Annotated in this window: 17 protein-coding genes; 1 reads left to right on the forward strand and 16 read right to left on the reverse strand. The window is 47.9% G+C overall.

Annotated elements, in window-relative coordinates:
- Positions 1–202: 202 nt before the first annotated feature.
- Genes GILYN3_RS16120 through uxaC form a run of 3 tightly spaced genes read right to left on the reverse strand, consistent with a single transcriptional unit; the run spans position 203 to position 4,309 of the window.
- Entirely contained in the window at positions 203–1,411 is a 1,209-nt protein-coding gene (locus GILYN3_RS16120) for a pectinesterase family protein (protein WP_049724063.1), read from the reverse strand.
- Positions 1,411–2,883: a mannitol dehydrogenase family protein gene (locus GILYN3_RS16125; protein ID WP_049724064.1), complete on the reverse strand. Its 1,473-nt coding sequence runs from the start codon at positions 2,881–2,883 to the stop codon at positions 1,411–1,413. The genes GILYN3_RS16120 and GILYN3_RS16125 overlap by 1 nt, the downstream gene beginning before the upstream one ends.
- Before the next feature lie 10 nt (positions 2,884–2,893).
- Positions 2,894–4,309, reverse strand: coding sequence for a glucuronate isomerase (gene uxaC / locus GILYN3_RS16130; protein ID WP_049724065.1), 1,416 nt, complete (start codon positions 4,307–4,309; stop codon positions 2,894–2,896).
- Positions 4,310–4,684: 375 nt separating this feature from the next.
- Here uxaC and GILYN3_RS16135 point away from each other — a divergent pair, with 375 nt between their 5' ends.
- Positions 4,685–5,632, forward strand: a complete 948-nt coding sequence (locus GILYN3_RS16135) for a sugar kinase (RefSeq protein ID WP_049724066.1) — start codon at positions 4,685–4,687, stop codon at positions 5,630–5,632.
- A gap of 58 nt (positions 5,633–5,690) precedes the next feature.
- On the opposite strand, the gene GILYN3_RS16140 is transcribed toward GILYN3_RS16135, so the two are convergent.
- The 13 genes from GILYN3_RS16140 to cpaB form a co-directional block, all read right to left on the reverse strand.
- Positions 5,691–6,947 carry a pectate lyase gene (locus GILYN3_RS16140; RefSeq protein ID WP_049724106.1) on the reverse strand — a complete coding sequence of 419 codons (1,257 nt, stop codon included), beginning with the start codon at positions 6,945–6,947 and terminating at the stop codon, positions 5,691–5,693.
- Positions 6,948–7,005: 58 nt separating this feature from the next.
- A complete protein-coding gene (locus tag GILYN3_RS16145; protein WP_049724067.1) occupies positions 7,006–7,389 on the reverse strand; it encodes a VOC family protein in 384 nt (127 codons plus the stop codon).
- A 16-nt stretch (positions 7,390–7,405) separates the two neighbouring features.
- Complete coding sequence (locus GILYN3_RS16150) at positions 7,406–8,710, reverse strand: TRAP transporter large permease (protein WP_049724068.1); 1,305 nt, start codon at positions 8,708–8,710, stop codon at positions 7,406–7,408.
- A gap of 47 nt (positions 8,711–8,757) precedes the next feature.
- The gene (locus GILYN3_RS16155) at positions 8,758–9,252 is read right to left on the reverse strand and encodes a TRAP transporter small permease (RefSeq protein ID WP_049724069.1); all 495 of its coding nucleotides are present in this window, start codon (positions 9,250–9,252) and stop codon (positions 8,758–8,760) included.
- 15 nt (positions 9,253–9,267) lie between these two features.
- Positions 9,268–10,245 (reverse strand): TRAP transporter substrate-binding protein, encoded by a 978-nt coding sequence (locus tag GILYN3_RS16160; protein WP_049724070.1) that lies wholly within the window; start codon positions 10,243–10,245, stop codon positions 9,268–9,270.
- A gap of 413 nt (positions 10,246–10,658) precedes the next feature.
- Positions 10,659–11,486: a TadE/TadG family type IV pilus assembly protein gene (locus GILYN3_RS16165; RefSeq protein ID WP_049724071.1), complete on the reverse strand. Its 828-nt coding sequence runs from the start codon at positions 11,484–11,486 to the stop codon at positions 10,659–10,661.
- Positions 11,473–11,982, reverse strand: coding sequence for a tetratricopeptide repeat protein (locus GILYN3_RS16170; protein ID WP_049724072.1), 510 nt, complete (start codon positions 11,980–11,982; stop codon positions 11,473–11,475). Before GILYN3_RS16170 ends, GILYN3_RS16165 begins: the two co-directional genes overlap by 14 nt.
- Positions 11,967–12,317: a DUF192 domain-containing protein gene (locus GILYN3_RS16175; protein WP_198147398.1), complete on the reverse strand. Its 351-nt coding sequence runs from the start codon at positions 12,315–12,317 to the stop codon at positions 11,967–11,969. Before GILYN3_RS16175 ends, GILYN3_RS16170 begins: the two co-directional genes overlap by 16 nt.
- The gene (locus tag GILYN3_RS16180) at positions 12,314–13,198 is read right to left on the reverse strand and encodes a type II secretion system F family protein (RefSeq protein ID WP_049724073.1); all 885 of its coding nucleotides are present in this window, start codon (positions 13,196–13,198) and stop codon (positions 12,314–12,316) included. Before GILYN3_RS16180 ends, GILYN3_RS16175 begins: the two co-directional genes overlap by 4 nt.
- A gap of 9 nt (positions 13,199–13,207) precedes the next feature.
- Positions 13,208–14,068: a type II secretion system F family protein gene (locus GILYN3_RS16185; RefSeq protein WP_198147399.1), complete on the reverse strand. Its 861-nt coding sequence runs from the start codon at positions 14,066–14,068 to the stop codon at positions 13,208–13,210.
- Between the two features lie 8 nt (positions 14,069–14,076).
- Positions 14,077–15,750, reverse strand: coding sequence for an ATPase, T2SS/T4P/T4SS family (locus GILYN3_RS16190; protein WP_084005591.1), 1,674 nt, complete (start codon positions 15,748–15,750; stop codon positions 14,077–14,079).
- Positions 15,751–15,759: 9 nt separating this feature from the next.
- On the reverse strand, positions 15,760–17,040 hold the full coding sequence (locus GILYN3_RS16195) for a type II and III secretion system protein family protein (protein WP_049724075.1): 1,281 nt from the start codon (positions 17,038–17,040) through the stop codon (positions 15,760–15,762).
- 41 nt (positions 17,041–17,081) lie between these two features.
- The gene (cpaB, locus tag GILYN3_RS16200; RefSeq protein WP_049724076.1) at positions 17,082–19,319 is read right to left on the reverse strand and encodes a Flp pilus assembly protein CpaB; all 2,238 of its coding nucleotides are present in this window, start codon (positions 19,317–19,319) and stop codon (positions 17,082–17,084) included.
- Between the last annotated feature and the right edge of the window lie 35 nt (positions 19,320–19,354).

Genomic DNA, 19,354 nt, shown 5'->3' on the forward strand with positions numbered 1-19,354 from the left:
GACAAGAAAAACACACTGCGCAAGGTTTGTTTAGTAATAATAGGTCAGGATAAATAGCCACTTTGTTATTTAACACACTTAGAGTGACCGCCTACATCCAAGCTGCACCCACTAATTTAGCCAATACAGTCAGTGGGTTATGTGCACAATAAAAGATTAATGGCGCTTATGGCGTACATCATTAGATAGCCAAAAGCCGTGCTTATTGTTTAGTTGGTAGACGAGGTTCAAGCGATAGCAGCTTACGGATATGCTCAATCAACCGCAGCAATTGTTGATAGTCTGCAGCCGATAAGGATTTTCGCTCAACCTGCTGCTGTGCACCGGGTCCCTTACTATCACGTTCAAAGAAGCGCGATTCAGCGGGAGTGAAAACGCGAGACTTGCTGCCATCGCGAGCGGTACCATTCATGCTTGCCCAGCTGTCGACGGCTATATGTGCGTCCATCCATGTCTCGACATAAATGGCCGAACCGATCGCGTTTGGATCAGCATAACGGCCGTCGCTGAAGGTCGTCGTTGGGTGCCATGGGCGAGCTAACGACACGCTGTTATCGGGCACAGACAACTCGCGAGTTAACCGTGAGTGTAAAAACACCAAGCCAAACGGCTGTGTAATATTCGTCGAAGGGGCTGTGATATGCCCCTGCAATTCACCACCATTAAACCGTTTGCCACGTGCACGCGTGCGTATCTCGCACTGATCAAATATCGCTAAGCCAGCACCAAAAATAAAATCAATATTGCCGCTAACGATAGATTGATAAAAATAACTGCGGCCTCCGTCGGCAAAAACGGTATCTTGAAAACCGTCAATGCGGGAATCATTGATATAGGTTAAATCACTATCGACATCAAGCAGCAGTGCAACCGCCTGTGAGTGACGGACTCGATCGGGATGCTCTTTAGGAAGGGCGTCGTTAGCGAGAAAATCAAAGGTGTTTTCAATCTGTAGGTTACTAAGTACAGTGTTATGAGCATTAACCGTTACCGTCGCGGAGCCCGGGGTTCCCCAGTCATCGCGATGATATGGCCCCGCCATACCGGCATAGGCATCAAAATAAATGCGCGGTTTTTGTTCGGCGATGGAAATACCTATGAGCGATACATAATCTCGCTCAATGGTAATTTTCTCGTAATAGTCGCCGGCCAACAACGCAACTCGATAACGTCCGGCTTTAGGGGCAGCCCGCAATGCGACAGCCACCGAGCTAAAGCGTGGCAAGTCACGATAGTCAGCAGGAATAGTCGTGTCATTCGTAAGCGATGCCGGTAATACCAGCGCGTGATAAATAGGTTCAGCCCGAGTCAAACCCACCCCCAGCAGCACTACCATAATCACCAAAACAAACGGTACAACACAGGCCCAACCGATATTACGGTAGCCAAATAATCGCTCCACCCAAACCATTAGCCCAGCTCAGACTTAAGGGCGGCAAGTACGCCGTGCTCATTAATGCGATCAAGCCACTGAGTCGTTGCGGCTAATACTTGAGCGTTAGCCGCAAGCGCATTGCCGAACACTTTCGTCATCCCCAATACCGCGCGAACAGTTTCTTCTGCAGTATTGCTGGCCTCACACAATGCTTTTAACTCTGCTGCCAGCGGATCTTGTACATCAATCGTCTGCCCCTTTTCATCAACACCAGAGACATAGCGAATCCACGCCGCAAGTGCCAAACACAACAAATTAATATTGCCCTTGGTATCAAGCTGAGCTTGCAGTGTTTGTAGCCAGCGTTGAGGGATTTTTTGCGAACCGTCCATCGCAATTTGCCAAGTTCGATGCTTTAGCCCAGGGTTAGAGAATCGCTCGCGCAACTCCACCTTATAGTGCTCCATATCAAAGCCGGCTGGCACTGTCAGTGTTTGACTGACCTCCCTATCCATAAAAACTTGACACAACTTAGCCAGTACCGGTTCACGCATAACCTCACTAACATAATCGAAACCGGCCAAATAACCACAGTAGGCCAGCAATGAATGACTGCCGTTTAACAGGCGCAGCTTCATGATTTCGTAAACGTGAACATCATCGACCAACAAGGCCCCAGCGTCTTCCCACGCGGGGCGCGCCGAGCAAAACTTATTTTCAATCACCCACTGACTAAAAGGCTCGGCCAACACCATCCCCTCATCACGCAAGCCCAACTTTCCTTCCAGCTCTTGGCGATCGGCATCGGTGGTTGCCGGTACAATACGATCGATCATGGTGCAGGGAAAGGTGGTATTGGCACGTATCCAAGTCGCCAATTGCGTGCTCACCTTGTCGGCATATTGCAGCACAATTTTTTCTAACACGGCACCATTGTTAGGTAAATTATCGCAACTTAAAACGGTAAAACTATCAATACCGGAACGACGGCGAACATCTAACGCCGCAACAATAAAACCAATAGCCGATTTGGGCGATGCGGGATTTGCCAGATCGTGCTGAATGTCAGGGTTGTTTAGGTTTAAATTGCCGCTCGCAGGATCGTGACAATAACCTTTTTCGGTAATCGTTAAAGAGACAATCTTGATCTGGGCATTAACCATAACCGACAACAGTGCTGCGGGGGATTCTGGCCCCACTAGCACATCTTTAACCGCACCAATCACCTGAAACTTTTCGCCATCAGCACCACGCTCGACAACCGTGTACAAGCCATCTTGCGCAACTAACTGATCTTTTACCGTGGCCGAACGCAAGCTCGCCCCAATAATCTGCCAGTCCGTCGCGCCTTTATTTAATAATGCTTCGGTATACCACGCTTGATGCGCTCGGTGAAAAGCGCCAATACCTAAATGTATAATGCCGGCGTTAGTATTGGCGCGGTCATAATTCGGGGTGCTCGCGACGTTGGCAGCGGTAGCGAGGGTTTGATTATTTAAGCGTTGCATGAACGGTCCTTTAATCCAGCTTATAAGCTTGCTTAACAAGCCTGTAGGTAAGGTCGATGGCCACTTCGCGGGCCTCATCCTCGGGCAGACGATGCTCGGCCACCAAGCGCGCCAAGAAATTACAATCCATTCGACGAGCCACGTCGTGACGCGCCGGAATCGATAAAAATGCCCGAGTATCGTCATTAAAGCCAACGGTGTTATAAAAACCGGCGGTCTCGGTAATTTGCTCACGAAAACGACGCATACCCTCAGGACTGTCGTGAAACCACCAAGAGGGACCCAATTTAAGTACGGGATAATGCCCCGCCAAGGGCGCCAGCTCACGACTGTAAACTGTCTCGTCTAAGGTAAAAACAATAACCGACAAACGAGAGTCGTTACCGTATTTATCTAACAGCGGTTTTAAGGCGTTAACATATTCGGTTTGCGACGGAATATCCGCGCCTTTATCGCGACCAAAATCGCGAAATAGCGTTGGGTTGTGGTTGCGAAACGAGCCTGGGTGAATTTGCATCACCAAGCCATCCTCAATACTCATGCCGGCCATTTCGGTTAGCATCTGACCACGAAACTGCTCGGCTTCTGCGGCACTGCACTTACCCGCCAAGGCTTTGGCAAATAATTTTTCGCATTCAGCAAGCGACAAATCTGACGTGGTCGCCGTAGGGTGGCCGTGGTCAGTGGAGGTGGCACCAAAGGATTTAAAATACTCCCGACGATTCATCAATGCCGCCAAATACCCCGCCCAATGGCCGGTGTCTTCACCGGTAATTTCACCCAGCTTGGCAACATTTGTAGCAAAGCCTTCAAAATCCGGGTCCACTACTGGATCAGGACGGTAAGCCGTAATCACTCCGCCACCCCAACCACTTTCACGAATTTTTTTGTGATGGCGCAAATCATCCAATGGCGACTCAGTGGTCGCAAGGTATTCAATATTGAAATTATCCAGCAATGATCGCGGCAAAAACTCCGGCTTCTGCAAACAACTGTTAATACGCTCGTAATAAGCATCTGCGGTGGCGCCACTTAATAGCTGCTCTAGCCCAAACACTTCGCTAAAAACATAATCAAGCCACATCCGCGATGGGGTACCGCGAAACGCCCAGTAATGCTCAGCAAACAAGCGCCAGATTTTTTTGGGATCTTGCTCCACGGCAAGCCCTGCTTTGCTAGGCACCCCCAGCGACGGCAAAGAAACACCTAAACTGTAGAGCATCCGAAACACGTAGTGATCGGGCTTGATCAGTAGATCGGCGGGATTACCAAAGGGTTGGTTGTCAGCAAACCAACTCGGGTCGGTATGCCCGTGCGGACTGACAATTGGCAGACCTTTAACTTCTTGATACAGTCGACGCGCAATAGCGCGAGTCGTCTCGTCCGCTGGAAACAAGCGGTCGGGATGTAAATTCAGTGCACTCATGATGATATTATTACCATTGTTGTGGAGTTAGACAAAAATCAGTCTGACCAGACGCTATATTTTTTACCATAAGGTATGACCAATTTATAGTTGCAAATAAGCACCTTTATGTCAATGGCACATCGCATCAGATAGCCTATAAATAACCGCAACTAAGAGTGTTCAATAGAAAGTTTGCCACGCTAAGGCGCCCAGCCAACTCGATTATTGTTTTTAGGTTATGGCAAGGGGTGGTGGCACCCAACATGTTATTACTACATGAAACGGCAACAACTTGCAAACCGGCCTGACCAATTGTAAAATTTCATACAATCGATCGCTTTTAAATTTTGGCCGCAATATATACGGCCCCAGAATATAGAGAGTATAAATACCATGGCAAAAATTGCCTGTATCGGTGAGGTTATGATTGAACTTGCCGCCAGCGAATCAACCACTAATGGCCGCGAGTACAAGGCGTTATCTTACGCCGGTGACACCTACAACACTGCCGTCACCCTAGCGCGCCTTGCTATTGATACCACTTACGTCACGCGCTTGGGTGACGATCATTACAGCGATGCGATTATCGCGCGCCTACAAGCTGAGAACATTAACACTCAAGCTATCGTGCACCAAGAAGGCGCGGTACCCGGACTTTACATGATTCATAACAGCCCCGATGGTGAGCGCGAGTTTTTTTATTGGCGCTCGCAGGCTCCTGCTCGGGCGATGTTTTCTCAGCAACAAGAAATCGCACAACTAGAAACAGCCCTCAACGATTGCGAGATGATTTATTTATCGGGTATAACCTTAGCAATTATCAGCACCGAAGCCCGCCAACAGCTACTGGCATTTTTACGACGCTTTAAAAAGCACGGCGGTAAAGTTGCGTTTGACAGTAATTATCGCCCTCGCCTATGGCAAACCCCAGAACAAGCGCAGCAAGCCATGAACGAGCTACTATCGGTAACCGATTTAGCGCTACTGACTCTTGACGATGAAGAGCTGCTATGGGGCGATGACGATGACGCAATCGAAGCGGTTAAGCTGCGCTACGCCAACTATGGCATTGCCGAGATCGTATTAAAACGCGGCGCCGAGGATGTCATCATTCTGAATGGCAACCAACAAACGCGAGTAGCCGTGCCCAGAGTTGAAAACATCGTTGATACCACCGCCGCTGGCGATACTTTTAACGCGGGCTATTTGGCCGCCCGCAGTACTGGCAAGTCAGCTGAGGCCGCCGCTGCACAAGCGTGTCGCTGCGCTCGAGTCATCATTCAGCATCGTGGCGGGGTAATAGATCGCGAGCTTTACTTAAACGAGCTGGCCAACGCCTAACAACAAACGGCGTTTCGGCGCCGTTTTTCAGCACTACCTTTAGCCCTGCCAACCTAAACTACCGATATTCCACAGGGATAAAACTCTGTAGCCAGTCGGCAATATCACGAGGATCCTTTGGCACCAACAGTGCTCGGTAAGTGGGCGAGTAATTAGGGTAACCTCCAACGGCCTCTTGTGAATCGATAATTCGTCCGCTTTTGTTACGTAGCGACGCAACAATTCGTCGGTCGACGTCATTCCGCGCCCAAGGTCTTGCGCCGGCATTATGCAAAACATGCTCATAGACATCGCTCAACGAGATCGGCTGTAAACCTGTAGGCCACACTGGGGCTTTGTCCAGAAAATGAATGTCTCCTTGAACCTGCGCCATTTCGCCGCCAGTTAAATTCAAAACTTGGTTGTCGCTCAGGTACACATCCCCCTGATAAGACACCAACGCCAAATCAGAATAGGTATCTCGACCGTAGCGCAACTCATTACCCACCACCGCCACTTTGGGGTTGCCGGGTTTAAATTTATGGCCGACCCACTCGTGCGCAATATACCCTAGCTGTACTGCAGCATTACCTAAGTTATACATCAAGTTGTTAACCACCACACCTGTAGCATGCGCTTTAAAATAAGGGTTGCGCCGATCATTGTGAGCAAATAAATTGCCCACAACCGCCACCTCTTGCACGTAATCGTGGATTAAAATCCCCTTAGAGTGTTTACCTTTTTTATGAGTTGCGTAATCCAATGCCTCGGCAATAATAGAATTACTAAAAGTGACTCTACCAGAGGTTGCCTCCGGTCCCTCATAACGTTCACCAGAGGCAGACATATTTTCATCTACGGCCCAACTGGTTGAGACATGGTCAACATGAACATTACGCGCTTGTGCGCGAGACACACCAATACCATCAGGCTCCCAACCTGACAACGCCTGCATATCATTAGTGCCGGGACGCACCGCAATATGACTAATACGAACATCGTGGGTCCGCACACTTAAGCCGCCGCGAATCAGTGTAATGCCAGGCTCAGGAGCGGTTTCACCCGCAAGCGTAAGAAAGGGCTCAACAATATCAATATTGGTGCCGGCTAGATTAATAATGCCACCCACCTCAAAAACCACCACTCGCTTACCCGATTGATTTAACGCCGCACGCAAACTACCCGGGCCTGCGGCGGCCAAGCTGGTAACTTTAATTACTTCACCGCCCAGTCCCGCAGTGGTATCGACACCAAAGCCTGTTACAGAGTTAAGGTTTATAGCGTGCACGTTAAAGGTAAGGAGGAGCAATATTAATAAACTAAAATGCCGAATCATAATAAACCTCTCAACAGATTGAGCGATACCCGGCGCCACACGAAAAATCATTACGGCGCTAAACCATCGGGACCCCGCGTTTACATAACTGAAGCGCAAAACCCCAGGGATCTTTCAGCATCAACAATACCGATCCATCCTTAAGTCGAACATCATCAACAACGTTACAACCTGCTGTACACAACCGCTTCGCATCAACGTCAGAATTTTCAGACACGAAGGCTAAATGTAACGTTAACGGATTCATCAACGGATAATCGGGCACATCGTCGGGCGGATTATTATAAATTTCAATCATCACCTTATCACTGCTGTCAGCCAGAAAGTGGGTGTGTGGTGGTTTGCTAAATTTGTGCTTAACCGTAAAGCCCAAGTGCTCACAGTACCACTGGGCAACCGCAATAGGATCTTTAACATTAAAGGCAAAGTGCTCAATTCGCATCGTTACTTAACCCCACTTATTTTTCATAGAGACCAAAGAAGGTCGGTAAAAACTCACTAATAGCTGGGATATAAGCCACCAACATAAGCACCACGACCATCGCCGCATACATCGGCATCAAAGGTTTTATTAATTTAGCAATGGTGGTTTTAGCAATACCACAGCCGACAAATAATACAGCGCCTACAGGTGGCGTACACAAACCGATACAAAGATTAAGCACCATCATAATGCCAAAGTGCAGTGGCGACATGCCAAGTTCCATGGCTACAGGCAAGAAAATAGGTGTAAAAATAAGAACTGCTGGCGTCATATCCATAAAGATACCCACCAACAATAAGATCAAATTAATCGTTAATAAGATAATAAAAGGATTATCACTGAGCCCCATTAAAGCTGCACTAATATTTTGTGGAATATTCTCGTAACTTAACATCCAACTCATTGCCGTGGAGGTGGCAATCAACAACATAACGATTGCCGTGGTCTCCACCGCTTTAACAAAAATTTCTGGCAACTCTGGCAGCTTAACCTCTTTATACACAAAGACCGATAGCAATAACGAGTACAACACCGCAATAACACTAGCCTCGGTCGCGGTAAAAAAGCCACCGACAATACCGCCAATCACTAAAACAATAAGAAACAAGCTCGGTACGGCATCTAGTGTTTTCTTTGCCACCTCTTTAACCGTAGGTACTTTACCTACAGGGTAGCCGTGCTTTTTGGCATAGACAGCACACACAGCCATCAAACTCAGCGCCACCAAAATACCGGGCAAGTAGCCGGCAATAAACAGCGCAGCGATTGAAACACCGCCACTGGCCAGGGAATAGACAATTAAAATGTTACTGGGAGGAATCAAAAGTCCGGTAGTCGATGAAGCAACCGTAACGGCCGCGGTAAAGTTTTTATCGTAACCTTCTTTTTCCATAGTGGGGATCATAAAACCACCAATGGCTGATGTGGCTGCCACTGCAGAGCCAGATATTGCGCCAAACAACGTACAGCTGATGATATTCACAAACGCCAAACCGCCGGGCAACATACCGATTAAAACTTTGGCAAACTCGATTAAACGGTGAGCAATACCGCCACGCCCCATTAGCAGGCCAGACAACACAAAGAAAGGAATTGCCAGAAGTGCAAAACTATTAATTCCTCCAACCATGCGCTGCGCGACAGTCACTGCCGCCGGACCAAAATCAATGGTAAACAGCATGGCTGCAAATGTTGCGATACCAATACCGATAGAGATCGGCACATTCAGTACCAGCAGAACCACAAAGGTCACCAGCAAGACAATAACGGAGCCATCCATCTTTTTAACCTCAAATTATGTTTATTGTAATGAGCTGTATTCGCGGCTTATTCGTAAAACTCGACGTGATCCGGCGCTGGATCACCATAAAGAATCCGATCGATTGAAAACAGCACAATCAGCACACCACTGAGGGGAATAACACTGTAGAGATAACCAATTTTTATTTGCAGTGCCGCAGACATCTGCCCCAGATCGAGTGTCAACAACACCAATTTAGCTCCGCCATAAATCATAATAACGCAGGCAAATAAAGAGCAAACCAAGCTGATAAAAATATCCAGCTTGCGTTTAGCCAGACCTTCGAGTTGTTGCGATAGAATATCTAGTCCTAAATGCGCTTTTTTACGGTAAGCGTATGCGGCCCCCAAAATACCAATCCACACCAATAAAAAGCGGGCAAGCTCTTCGGTGTAAGAGCTTGGCTCTTGCAACACAAAACGAGTCGCCACTTGCCAGGTAACATCCAGCACCATAGCGGCCATTAGTAGGCCTAGAAAGACGCCAAGAATTTTTTCGATCATTGCGGTTAGTTGCTTCATGGGATGAGTCTTCACTTACATAGCTTTAAAAGTTTGAATCAAGTCGTACAGTTCGGTGCCTTTATACGACTCATGCATTGACTCGACCCGCGCCATAAAAGGCTGTTTATCTGGACGGATAACAGTAACACCTGCCGCGGTAACGGCTGCTAACGCTTCTGCGGTAGATTCAGCCCACAACTTGCGCTCATAAACCACAGCTTCATCCATCGCTTGCTGTAACCACAACTGTTGCTGAGCACTCAGGTGATTCCAGATATAGCTCGAGATCAACACGATATCCGGCACATAGGTATGTTCATTGAGGATATAAAACTTGCTGACCTCATAATGCTTTGAAGTGTAAAAACTTGGCGGGTTGTTTTCGGCACCATCGACCACCCCTTGCGACAATGCCGTATACAACTCACCCCAAGAAATCGGCGTGCCAGAGCCACCCAATGCCTGCACCATACGCAGCGCAGTCTGGCTTTGCTGCACACGAACTTTTAACCCTTTAAGATCCTCGGGTGAATATACGGGTGTGTCCGTGGTATAAAAACTGCGGCTTCCCGCATCAAAATATCCTAGACCGCGCAAGTTAACTGAGTCGCCCGACAACAGCAGCCTCTCGCCTTCGGCACTGTTTAAAACACGCCAAAAATGCTCGTTATCGCGAAACACGTAGGGAATATTGAAAACCTTCATGGCCGGCACAAAACCTTCCATGGGACTGGAGGAAACCTTGGTCATAGCGAGCGAGCCAATCTGCAATAGCTCCATCAACTCGCGCTCATCGCCAAGCTGACCACCGGGGTAGATATCAATTTTCATCTTGCCCCCCGATATAATCTCAAGCCGATCAGACATAAATACGATGGCTTGGTGTACCGGGTGGGTTTGATCAAGGCTGTGAGCCATTTTTAGGGTTTTAACGTCAGCCTCTTTACCGCAAGCGGCAGTCAAAACACATAAAATCAATAATAGTAGTGACTTGAACGAGCTCTTACCCATCTTACATCTCACAGATTTTTATATTTATTTACGTAAATTCTAAGTCATACAGCGTATAAAAAGAGCGGGCGATCAGAAAAATTGCCAGCGCTATTAAACCATGAGGAGCGCCTATTATTCTGCCCTGAACCACCCGCACAACCCAAGCAGAGACTTAGGAGAGCCACATTAATTGATCGGAGCGGTAATCATTGGCTGTCATTTACCGAGCGACTAGACCATCAACACAGTTAACAACAAGCAACCTGCCTGACCAATTGAGGTAATAATTGCATATTGGACTACCAAAAACAAGGGGCGGCTGACCAATTCTATAGTCATTGAATGACTTGCGGCAGATTAGCCGTATATAGAGACATAACAATTCAGCATGAGGGGGGATAGCAGAAAGGAACGATCTGGCGGCCTAGCTGCTACAGACAAGCCATTTTAGTGCCGTCACACATGAAGGCCTCAAACACATCATCGGTATCTTCGTTGTAGGTGGGTGACTGCATCCGCACCGTCGCCTCGGCAAAGATCACAAAACCTTCCTTGCCATTTGCACGACTGCCACACAACTCTTCATAGCTCGCGGTCACCCCGGCGGCTTGGTTAACCTCCCCACGGTTCGCATCAGCAAAACGAGGGTCATCCACCGTGTGATGCTCATGGTAGCTGCCTGGGTCTTTGCGATTATTCAGCTCGCTTAATGAGCCAATAATACGATTCACCAACGGCACCATTAGCTTATAGCAATATTGGACACGAATTTTAAGCAGGTTGGCATCCTGAATATTGACATCATCGACAGTGACATTTGAAGGCCGATACATTAGGTTATCGTTGGGTAAGGCGATGATGCCATCGGCCGTCGGCTCACCAAAGCCACCGGCATTAATCATAGCCGAGGTTGGGTTAATACGAATAAAACGCGTGAAATTATCTACCTCATAAATCGCATCACGCCGTGTACCCCCACTCTCAACGCCCGCCGATATGTCATCACGCATATCACCCAGCGATGCATTACTGGTAAACAATGGCGCCATGCCACGGATAAGTCCACGGCGCAAAGAACTGTAGGTCCCATTGTTGGTTGCTGCAACTCGAGCGGCCTGGAAAGTCGCGTAATTTAGTGTGGTTTTAGCCGAGTAGATAAACGCTATTTGTATCGCACCAAAAATCAGCAGCAACAGCACGGGAATAATGATGATGAACTCAACCATCGCTTGGCCACGACTGCGGTTACTGTGGCTCATCAGCATTCATCACATCTATGGCGCCATCGTCTGGAAGCTCTGGCGTGCTATTGTTTGCTTTTTGCTGGGCAAGCCCAAAAGGCGTTAACACCGAATTTACCAACACTTGCACACGCTCTATTTGTGGGTCTGTTTTAGGCACTTGTTCATGCATGCTGGCAACCGTTTGAGTCAAGATTTGGGCCTGAACATAGCTAAGGTTAATCCAAGCGCTGGTAAATTGTGGGTCAATCCTCAAAGCCCGCTCATACGCCGCTACCGCTTCTGGGTATCGCCCAAGCTGAGCAAGGCAATTACCTACCCTTAGCCAGCTGTGAATGTGTAGCGGTAATGCCTCTATCACTTTGCGATACTCGGTTAACGCTGGCTGATAATTGCTTTGCTGATAGAATCGCTCGGCGCGCTCTTGGTTCGCAAAAACATCTTCGGCACTGTACTGCTGAGTACTGCACGCGCTGAGCAAGAATATCAGAGCTACTATTATTCCACGATACATAGATCCCCCACTTGTAAACCTAATCGTTCGAGTTCACCGGCGCAAAACTCAAACACTTTGCGTGCCCCTAAGGCTTGGCTGACACGCCAAGGCCTAACGTTGCTAACAACTTTAATCACACTACCCGTACGACTGACATACACAACATCTAGTGCGTAACCCATAAAAAATGTATGTACGCTATTACACGGTTGTATGCATAAAGCTGTGCCCGGCAGTGGCGCCGGACGCGCCAACAAACCACGCAATCTTTGCCAATAGGTATTGGCAAAATAAGTTCGCGTCTGCCCCAGCGTCAGATTATTACGCCGCCACACGACTGAGCGCTCGATCAAAAGGTGCCCTGCTCAATATACTTAACGACAATCGGAAACAATAAGATAATAAACGTTAACGGGAAAATAAAAATCACCAGCGGAATAACTAACTTTACCGGCGCCTCCATTGCCATTTTTTCGGCACGCTGAAAGCGCTCATTAAGCCGCTGTTTAGCTTGAATAAGCAGCGTGTTTTTCATGCTTGAGCCCATTTTCTCGGCTTGGACTACAGCACGTACAAACACCGAGATGTCTTTAAGATCCACCCTGTCGGCTAAACGGTTAAGTGCATCACCTCGGGTTTGGCCAGAGCTTATATCACGTAAAACAATACGAAACTCATTACGCATTGCGCCGCGCGGGCCTTTCTCTACGGCCTGTTTTAAAGCGCCGGCAAAGTTAAGACCCGCATCAACACACATGGTCAGGTACTCTAAATATACTGGCAACGAGCGAATTAATTCGGCATCACGTTTACGACGAGTATCCTTAACCCAAGCTACCGGCAAAAAATAACCACCCAGAGCTAACAAAACTAACAGCAGTGGATCCACCTCGCCAGAGCTCGCCAGCGCCATCCAACCTAAACAGGGTAATAATAAAGCAATGACAAAACGCGCTGAGATATACTCTTCAGCGGTCACCATAAAACTTACGCCATTTTTTTGCAGCTGATTATCGACCTTGGTTAAATAGGAGCTTGGCAAATTACTTCCTAATACATAAGTTGCTAAACGAACCAGTGGCCAGATCGGGCGCATAAAAGCTGGCGGCTCATCCATATAAGCCCGCTCTTCGTCGGTTAGCAAATAAGCTAATGCGGCAAAGAAATAAATACAGGCTATAACCGCACCAGCCACGGCAGCACCGGCCGAGAGTGCGACAATGTTACTCATCATAATCTCACCTCAACTGTCGATACTGGTGATTTTGCGAATAAACACAAAACCCATAATTTGCATAAACACCATGACTGTTAGCACCATCAGCCCTTCACGTGTGGTGTAGAGTTTGCGCATAGCTTCGGGCTCGATAAAACTTAACAGTACCGCCAGCGCTACCGGCAGCATGGCCATAAAAGTACCCTGTGCTCGGCCCTGCGCGGTAAGTGAGTCGATCTTACCTTCCATGGTTTTTTTACGGCGAAGTGTTTCTGCCATACTTTGAATCGTCTCAACCAAATTTCCGCCCACTTCACGGCTGATGCGCACTGCAGAGCTGGCCATAATAAAACTTTGTAGTGGGATACGTTTTTCCAGCTCGATTAAGCTATCTTCTAGCGTTACGCCTAACTGCATTCTTTTTACTAACATACCAAACTCTTGGCTGGCCGGCACAGGTGACTGCTTAACCACATCGGCCAATGCCATATTTAGGCTCGCGCCAGCCTGTAAACTGCTCGATAGCATCATAAAAATATCGGGCAGCTGATCTTCAAATTTACTCAAGCGTTTTTTGCGCATGCGTCCCCATATGGCGCCTGGGACAATCAATAACACCACAAAAACTCCAGCGGTTATTACCCATAATTGAAACAGGGCATGTACACCTATAGGCACCAAGATCAAAACAAGCAGATTGAGTAAAAATAGCTGCGAGGAGTCCATAAAGATAAACATCTCCGACAGCTCTTGATTGGCATTAGAGGTGAATTTTTGGCGATAAAAGCCCATAAAATCACCAGCCCCACGTGTTACAGCAACGGCCAAACACATAGCTGCGACAAACGCCAACACCACCACTAACGCCAATATACCTAGGTCAGACATTTCAGCCTTCATGATTGAAAGATGCTCATATCGACTGTGACTCCCCGACTGCGAAGCTCTTCATAAAAAGCCGGTACTACACCCGTCGCTGCATAGTGACCAACCACCTTACCGTTTTCGTCAAATCCGGTTTGTTGATAGCGAAAAATATCGGTTAACTGAATAGTGTTACTTTCTATGCCGGTCACTTCAGAGACACAACTAACACGACGAGAACCATCACCAAAACGAGTTTGCTGAATAACGATATCAACCGCTGAAGCCACCTGTTCACGAATCGCGGATACCGGTAAGTCCATTCCCGCCATCAGTACCATCACCTCAAGGCGACGCAGCATATCTCTTGGCGAGTTAGCGTGCGCAGTTGTCAATGAGCCGTCATGGCCGGTGTTCATCGCCTGCAGCATATCAAGCGCTTCGCCACCCCGGCACTCGCCCACTACAATTCGATCGGGCCGCATCCGCAAACAGTTTTTTACCAACTCCCGAATAGTGACCTGACCTTTACCCTCCATATTAGCTGGCCGTGCCTCAAGCGAAACCACATGCGGTTGCACTAAGCGCAATTCGGCGGCATCCTCTACAGTAATGACACGATCTTCCATAGGAATAAAGTTAGATAAAATATTTAGCAGTGTCGTTTTGCCCGAGCCAGTACCGCCGGAAACGATAATGTTAGAGCGCTGCTCAACACACATGCGCATAAAGGTAACCATCGCCTCATTGGCTGACCCGTAACGTATTAGATCTCGATCTGTAAGTTTCTTTTCTGAAAACTTACGAATAGTTATGCACGGCCCGCGTAGTGCCAGCGGTGGAATAATAGCGTTTACCCGCGAACCATCTCGCAGCCTAGCATCTACCATCGGAGAACTTTCATCGATACGTCGCCCCAAAGGCGAGACGATTCTCTCAATAGTCGCCATGACCGCTTCATCACTTGTAAAAGTAACAGGAGAGCGAATCAGCTGGCCGTCGCGCTCGATATAAATATCGTCAAAAGCATTCACCATCACTTCGGTGACTGACGGATCATCCAATAGTTGCTCTAGCGCGCCTAAACCGACAGTTTCATCCAAGACAATTTTTTTCAACCGCGACTTATCCATCCCCTGCGGTAATTTGTGACCAATGCTCTGCAGCACGGTTTCAATAATGTCGCCCAACTGACTGCGAACATCTTCATCACTTAGCGTATCTGTGTGCATACGCTTTAGGTCCATCTGCCTAACCAGCTCTTTATGAACGTATTTGGCCCACGTCATGTATTCGCTGCGCAGTCGCTCTTGCTGATCGGCCCCAGCGGCGAGCGTTCCTAGCACTGTAGTCTCAGAGATATCCGGCTCTAAATCTAGATCGTCGCGCAAGCCGTCGGCACCTTCGGCAGGGCTGTGATCCGTTACCGTAGCGATAAAACCGCCAAAACCAATTTCATCACCTTCGGCCAAGGGTCCGTGCCGCTCAATGGTTTTACCGTTTACGGTCACACCTGAGCCGCGACTAATATCCAGCACAAACACGCCTGACAACTCTTTTTCAAAGCGCAAATGTTTTGGCGCCACTTTCCAGCCACGCACACGCAAAATAACATCGCGAGAGCGACCTAACTCACAGCTATCGGCACCGCAACGAACTGAATCTTGCCATTTTCCGTCTTTACTACTGACTGTAATTTCAAACACAAGGTAACCTTAATCGACTAAGCCGGTTTTCATGTACTTCTCATGCTCTGACACATATTCACTCATGCGGTTAAGCGCTTTTTGGTTCGGGCCAGACTTTAAATCTGTCAAAATATGTGGCGTAAGAAATATCACCATTTCGGTATCGCCACCAGAAAAGCTCTTGGACTTGAAAAGCTCTCCTAAAATTGGAATATCGGCTAACCATTTCACCTTGCTTACCGTGGCTTGCTCTTCCCGAGTAATAAGCCCTGAAAGCACCAAGGTATCACCCGGCTTAAGTTTTATATCGTTAGACGTTGCACGTTTTTTAAATGCCGGCTGGCCATCAACTGCCTGAGCCAAATCCAACTGGCTAATTGAAACCTCGACACGAGCAGAAATATTGTCGTACAAATCCAACTTAGGAAGAATACTCAACATCACACCGTAATCTTTGTACTCCACGCTAGAACCACTGAGCGAGCTGGTAATCACCGGCACTTCACCGCCAACGGTCAACTCTGCCTCACCACCACTGCGAGCACTCAAACGCGGCGAAGATAACACTAATGCCGAGCCCGTTTGCTCCAGCAAATCAATCATCGAGGTGATATCACTAGCAATGCCGAATAACACACCACGGGCTCCACTTTCGTAGCCATAACCGCCTTTCCCCTCTTCGGTCCAAGCGCCTATTAAACTACCTGACGCTCCCCATGCACTGCCATAATGTAAACTCGGGCCAGAAAAGCTCTTTTGCCAATTAATACCCAACTCTTCGGTTTTGCTGCGATTAAATTCGGCTATTTGAACATCAAAATAAATCATCTTTTGCTCAAACTCATTGGTCGTTCGCGCAAGAATTATTAAATCTTCATACAGCCCGGCTACGATCTCTACTTTCTCCATATCTCGCGCTTCAAGTGTGCCATCAACCACTACATGGCGGCCCGCCGTTTTAATGCTGATGCCTGGAATTGAGCCTATTAAATTACGAATTTCGCTCAACTCACGACTACTACTAAAAACTTGCACGATGGAGATATTCATACTCTCACGCGAGCCATCGGCAAACCAAACTTGCATATTGGTTTCGCCCACAGTATTTGCCGTTAGCACGACCTCTCCACTTTTCAGTAATGTAGAGCCTACAAGATCGGATTTACCCACCGAAATACGCAAAGCCTCTGGCAGCTCAATAACCTTAGACTCACCCTCAAATAACTGCATGTCTTTTGGTAAAACTCGCGCCTCCGCTACCGCCACCAAGGCCAGCAACCACACCCCCAATACACTTCGAATTTTCATAACTCTAATATCCATAATGATCTTTGTTTTGTGTGGCAGGTTTACTGCAAGCGCACGCGACGCACCGGCACTATACCTTCTTCGTCGTTGCCGCCAGGGATAAACTCAATATAGTCTACCTCGCGGGTTATTTTAGCTGCACCGCTCTCACGTATTTCATCGGCCACGTCACTGCGGTTTTCGGTTGAAACCACCACACCTTTAGTGATAACTCGACCATCTGCAGCGATTACTTTGCCGTCTTTTAATTCACCGATGACATTACCTTTTTCATCAACTACTTTGCCATCAACAAGTCGACCTATAATATTGCCATTGGCGTCGCGCACGACCTGAACCTGCTCTCCGACTTCTTGACCGCTTTCATTCAGTACCGCTTGACCTACCGTTCCCAGCACACTGCCATCTGTGGCAACCGCAGTACCATCTTGGTTAATGCGCCCAACAATATTGCCTCGACTATCAATTACAGCTTTTTCAACACGTCCCAGAAGTTCGCCATTCACGCCGGTGACAGTACCGTCTTTATTTACATTACCTACAACATTACCATTGGCATCAATCACTTTGCCATTCACCACCCGACCAACAACATTACCGTCGGCATCGCGTACGACTTCTTCGACCTTGCCGATGATATTGCCACTGGCATCACGCACAACATCTTCAACGCTGCCAATCACTTTGCCGTCACTGCCCACCATGACTTTCTTATTGGTTCCCGGAATCGTCGTCATACGGCCAACCACATTACCATCACGGTCAAGCATTACCTGTTCGACAGCGCCAAGAGTCTCACCTCTAAGATTTACAGCATTGCCATTTTCATCAACGCGGCCCACCACTTTGCCATTGGCATCGATGACTTGACCATCGACTATACGGCCGACCACATTACCGTTTTTATCACGCACCACTTGGGCTACTTGTGAGCGAGTCTGAGGCACTGAAGAATCACTCAAATCGACGACATTACCTTGCGCATCAAGAGCAACATTTTTCTGTATCACCCCGAGCAATTCGCCTGTTTCAGACACAGCCGCACCATCTTTATTGATCCGACCAACAATCTTTCCCGACTTATCAACGACAACTTTCTCGGTACGACCCAATACTCGGCCACTACTATCAGTTACGCTACCATCGGCATTAACACGGCCAATGACTTGGCCATTTGCATCGACCAATTCACCATTTACCACACGGCCAATTACCTTGCCGCTTTTATCTCGCACAACTTGCTCGACCTTGCCAACAATGTTGCCGCTGGCATCACGAACAACATCAGAGCGCTCGCGAACTCGCAACATCGGATCATCTTTACTAACGTTCTCTACAATTGACCCTAATGCTGTGCCATCAAAAGCTACAGGTTTACCATCAACTACTTTGCCGATGATATTGCCATTAGCATCAACGACGTTATCACCGACAACTCGCCCAATAGGGTTACCATTTTCATCCAACACCACACTAATCAGTGGCTCAGGTTCGGGCTCTAGCAGGACGTCGGCGCGAATAAAGTCAAACTCAGCCATACTGGTATCTTCTGGGTGACGCAGCACAGCAAACATCTCTCCGGTCACCTCGGCTAACTGAACGCGAGCCACTTGGCGAGGCGTCAAGCTCAAGGTAATAATAGTGAACTCCATATTAAAACCATCTGCCGAGTTTTGCTGCCGCGAGCGCTCATAGCGCCGGCCGGTATAATCTTCACGCCCGGCCGATAAAACGATGACTTTTTCCAATACTGGCATAACCACTTGATTTACTTCTTGCTTCGAACCTTCAACAAAACCTAGATTCTCAAGGTTAAACTCCCCCATCAAATCTATTGTGTCTCCTGGGCGCAATAGACCGTCAAACGAATCAACTTTATTTACTTTGACACTAAAAGCACGATGACCAAGTTCTACCGTCTCAGAGAAAGTTTCGGCTTTGGTGCCAGTGATCGCTTCAACCGTCATCACCCTGCCCGCCTTCAGCGGCGAGGCAATGGTACGATTTAATACTTTTTTATAAGCAGAAGCAGGAATGAAATTAGAAGGTAGGAACTTTTTAGGAACGTCCAACTTACCAATAGCATCACGTGTAATGGTATCGCCTTTATTTAAATCACGTTTAGGCACTACCACCGCTATAGTCTCTACCCGCTGCGGTTGATTAGCACGACGATAACGATCTTCTACCGACTTTAAGTAATAGACAGTTAAGAACGCCGCGACAACACCGCACACTATCGCGATCATAAATAGGCGCGAGCCAGACATTTGCTTCATTGTTTTCCCCAAGTTTTTCTGTGGGAGCAAAAAGC

Origin of the sequence: Gilvimarinus polysaccharolyticus, assembly GCF_001187555.1 — a bacterium.
Classification (GTDB): domain Bacteria; phylum Pseudomonadota; class Gammaproteobacteria; order Pseudomonadales; family Cellvibrionaceae; genus Gilvimarinus; species Gilvimarinus polysaccharolyticus.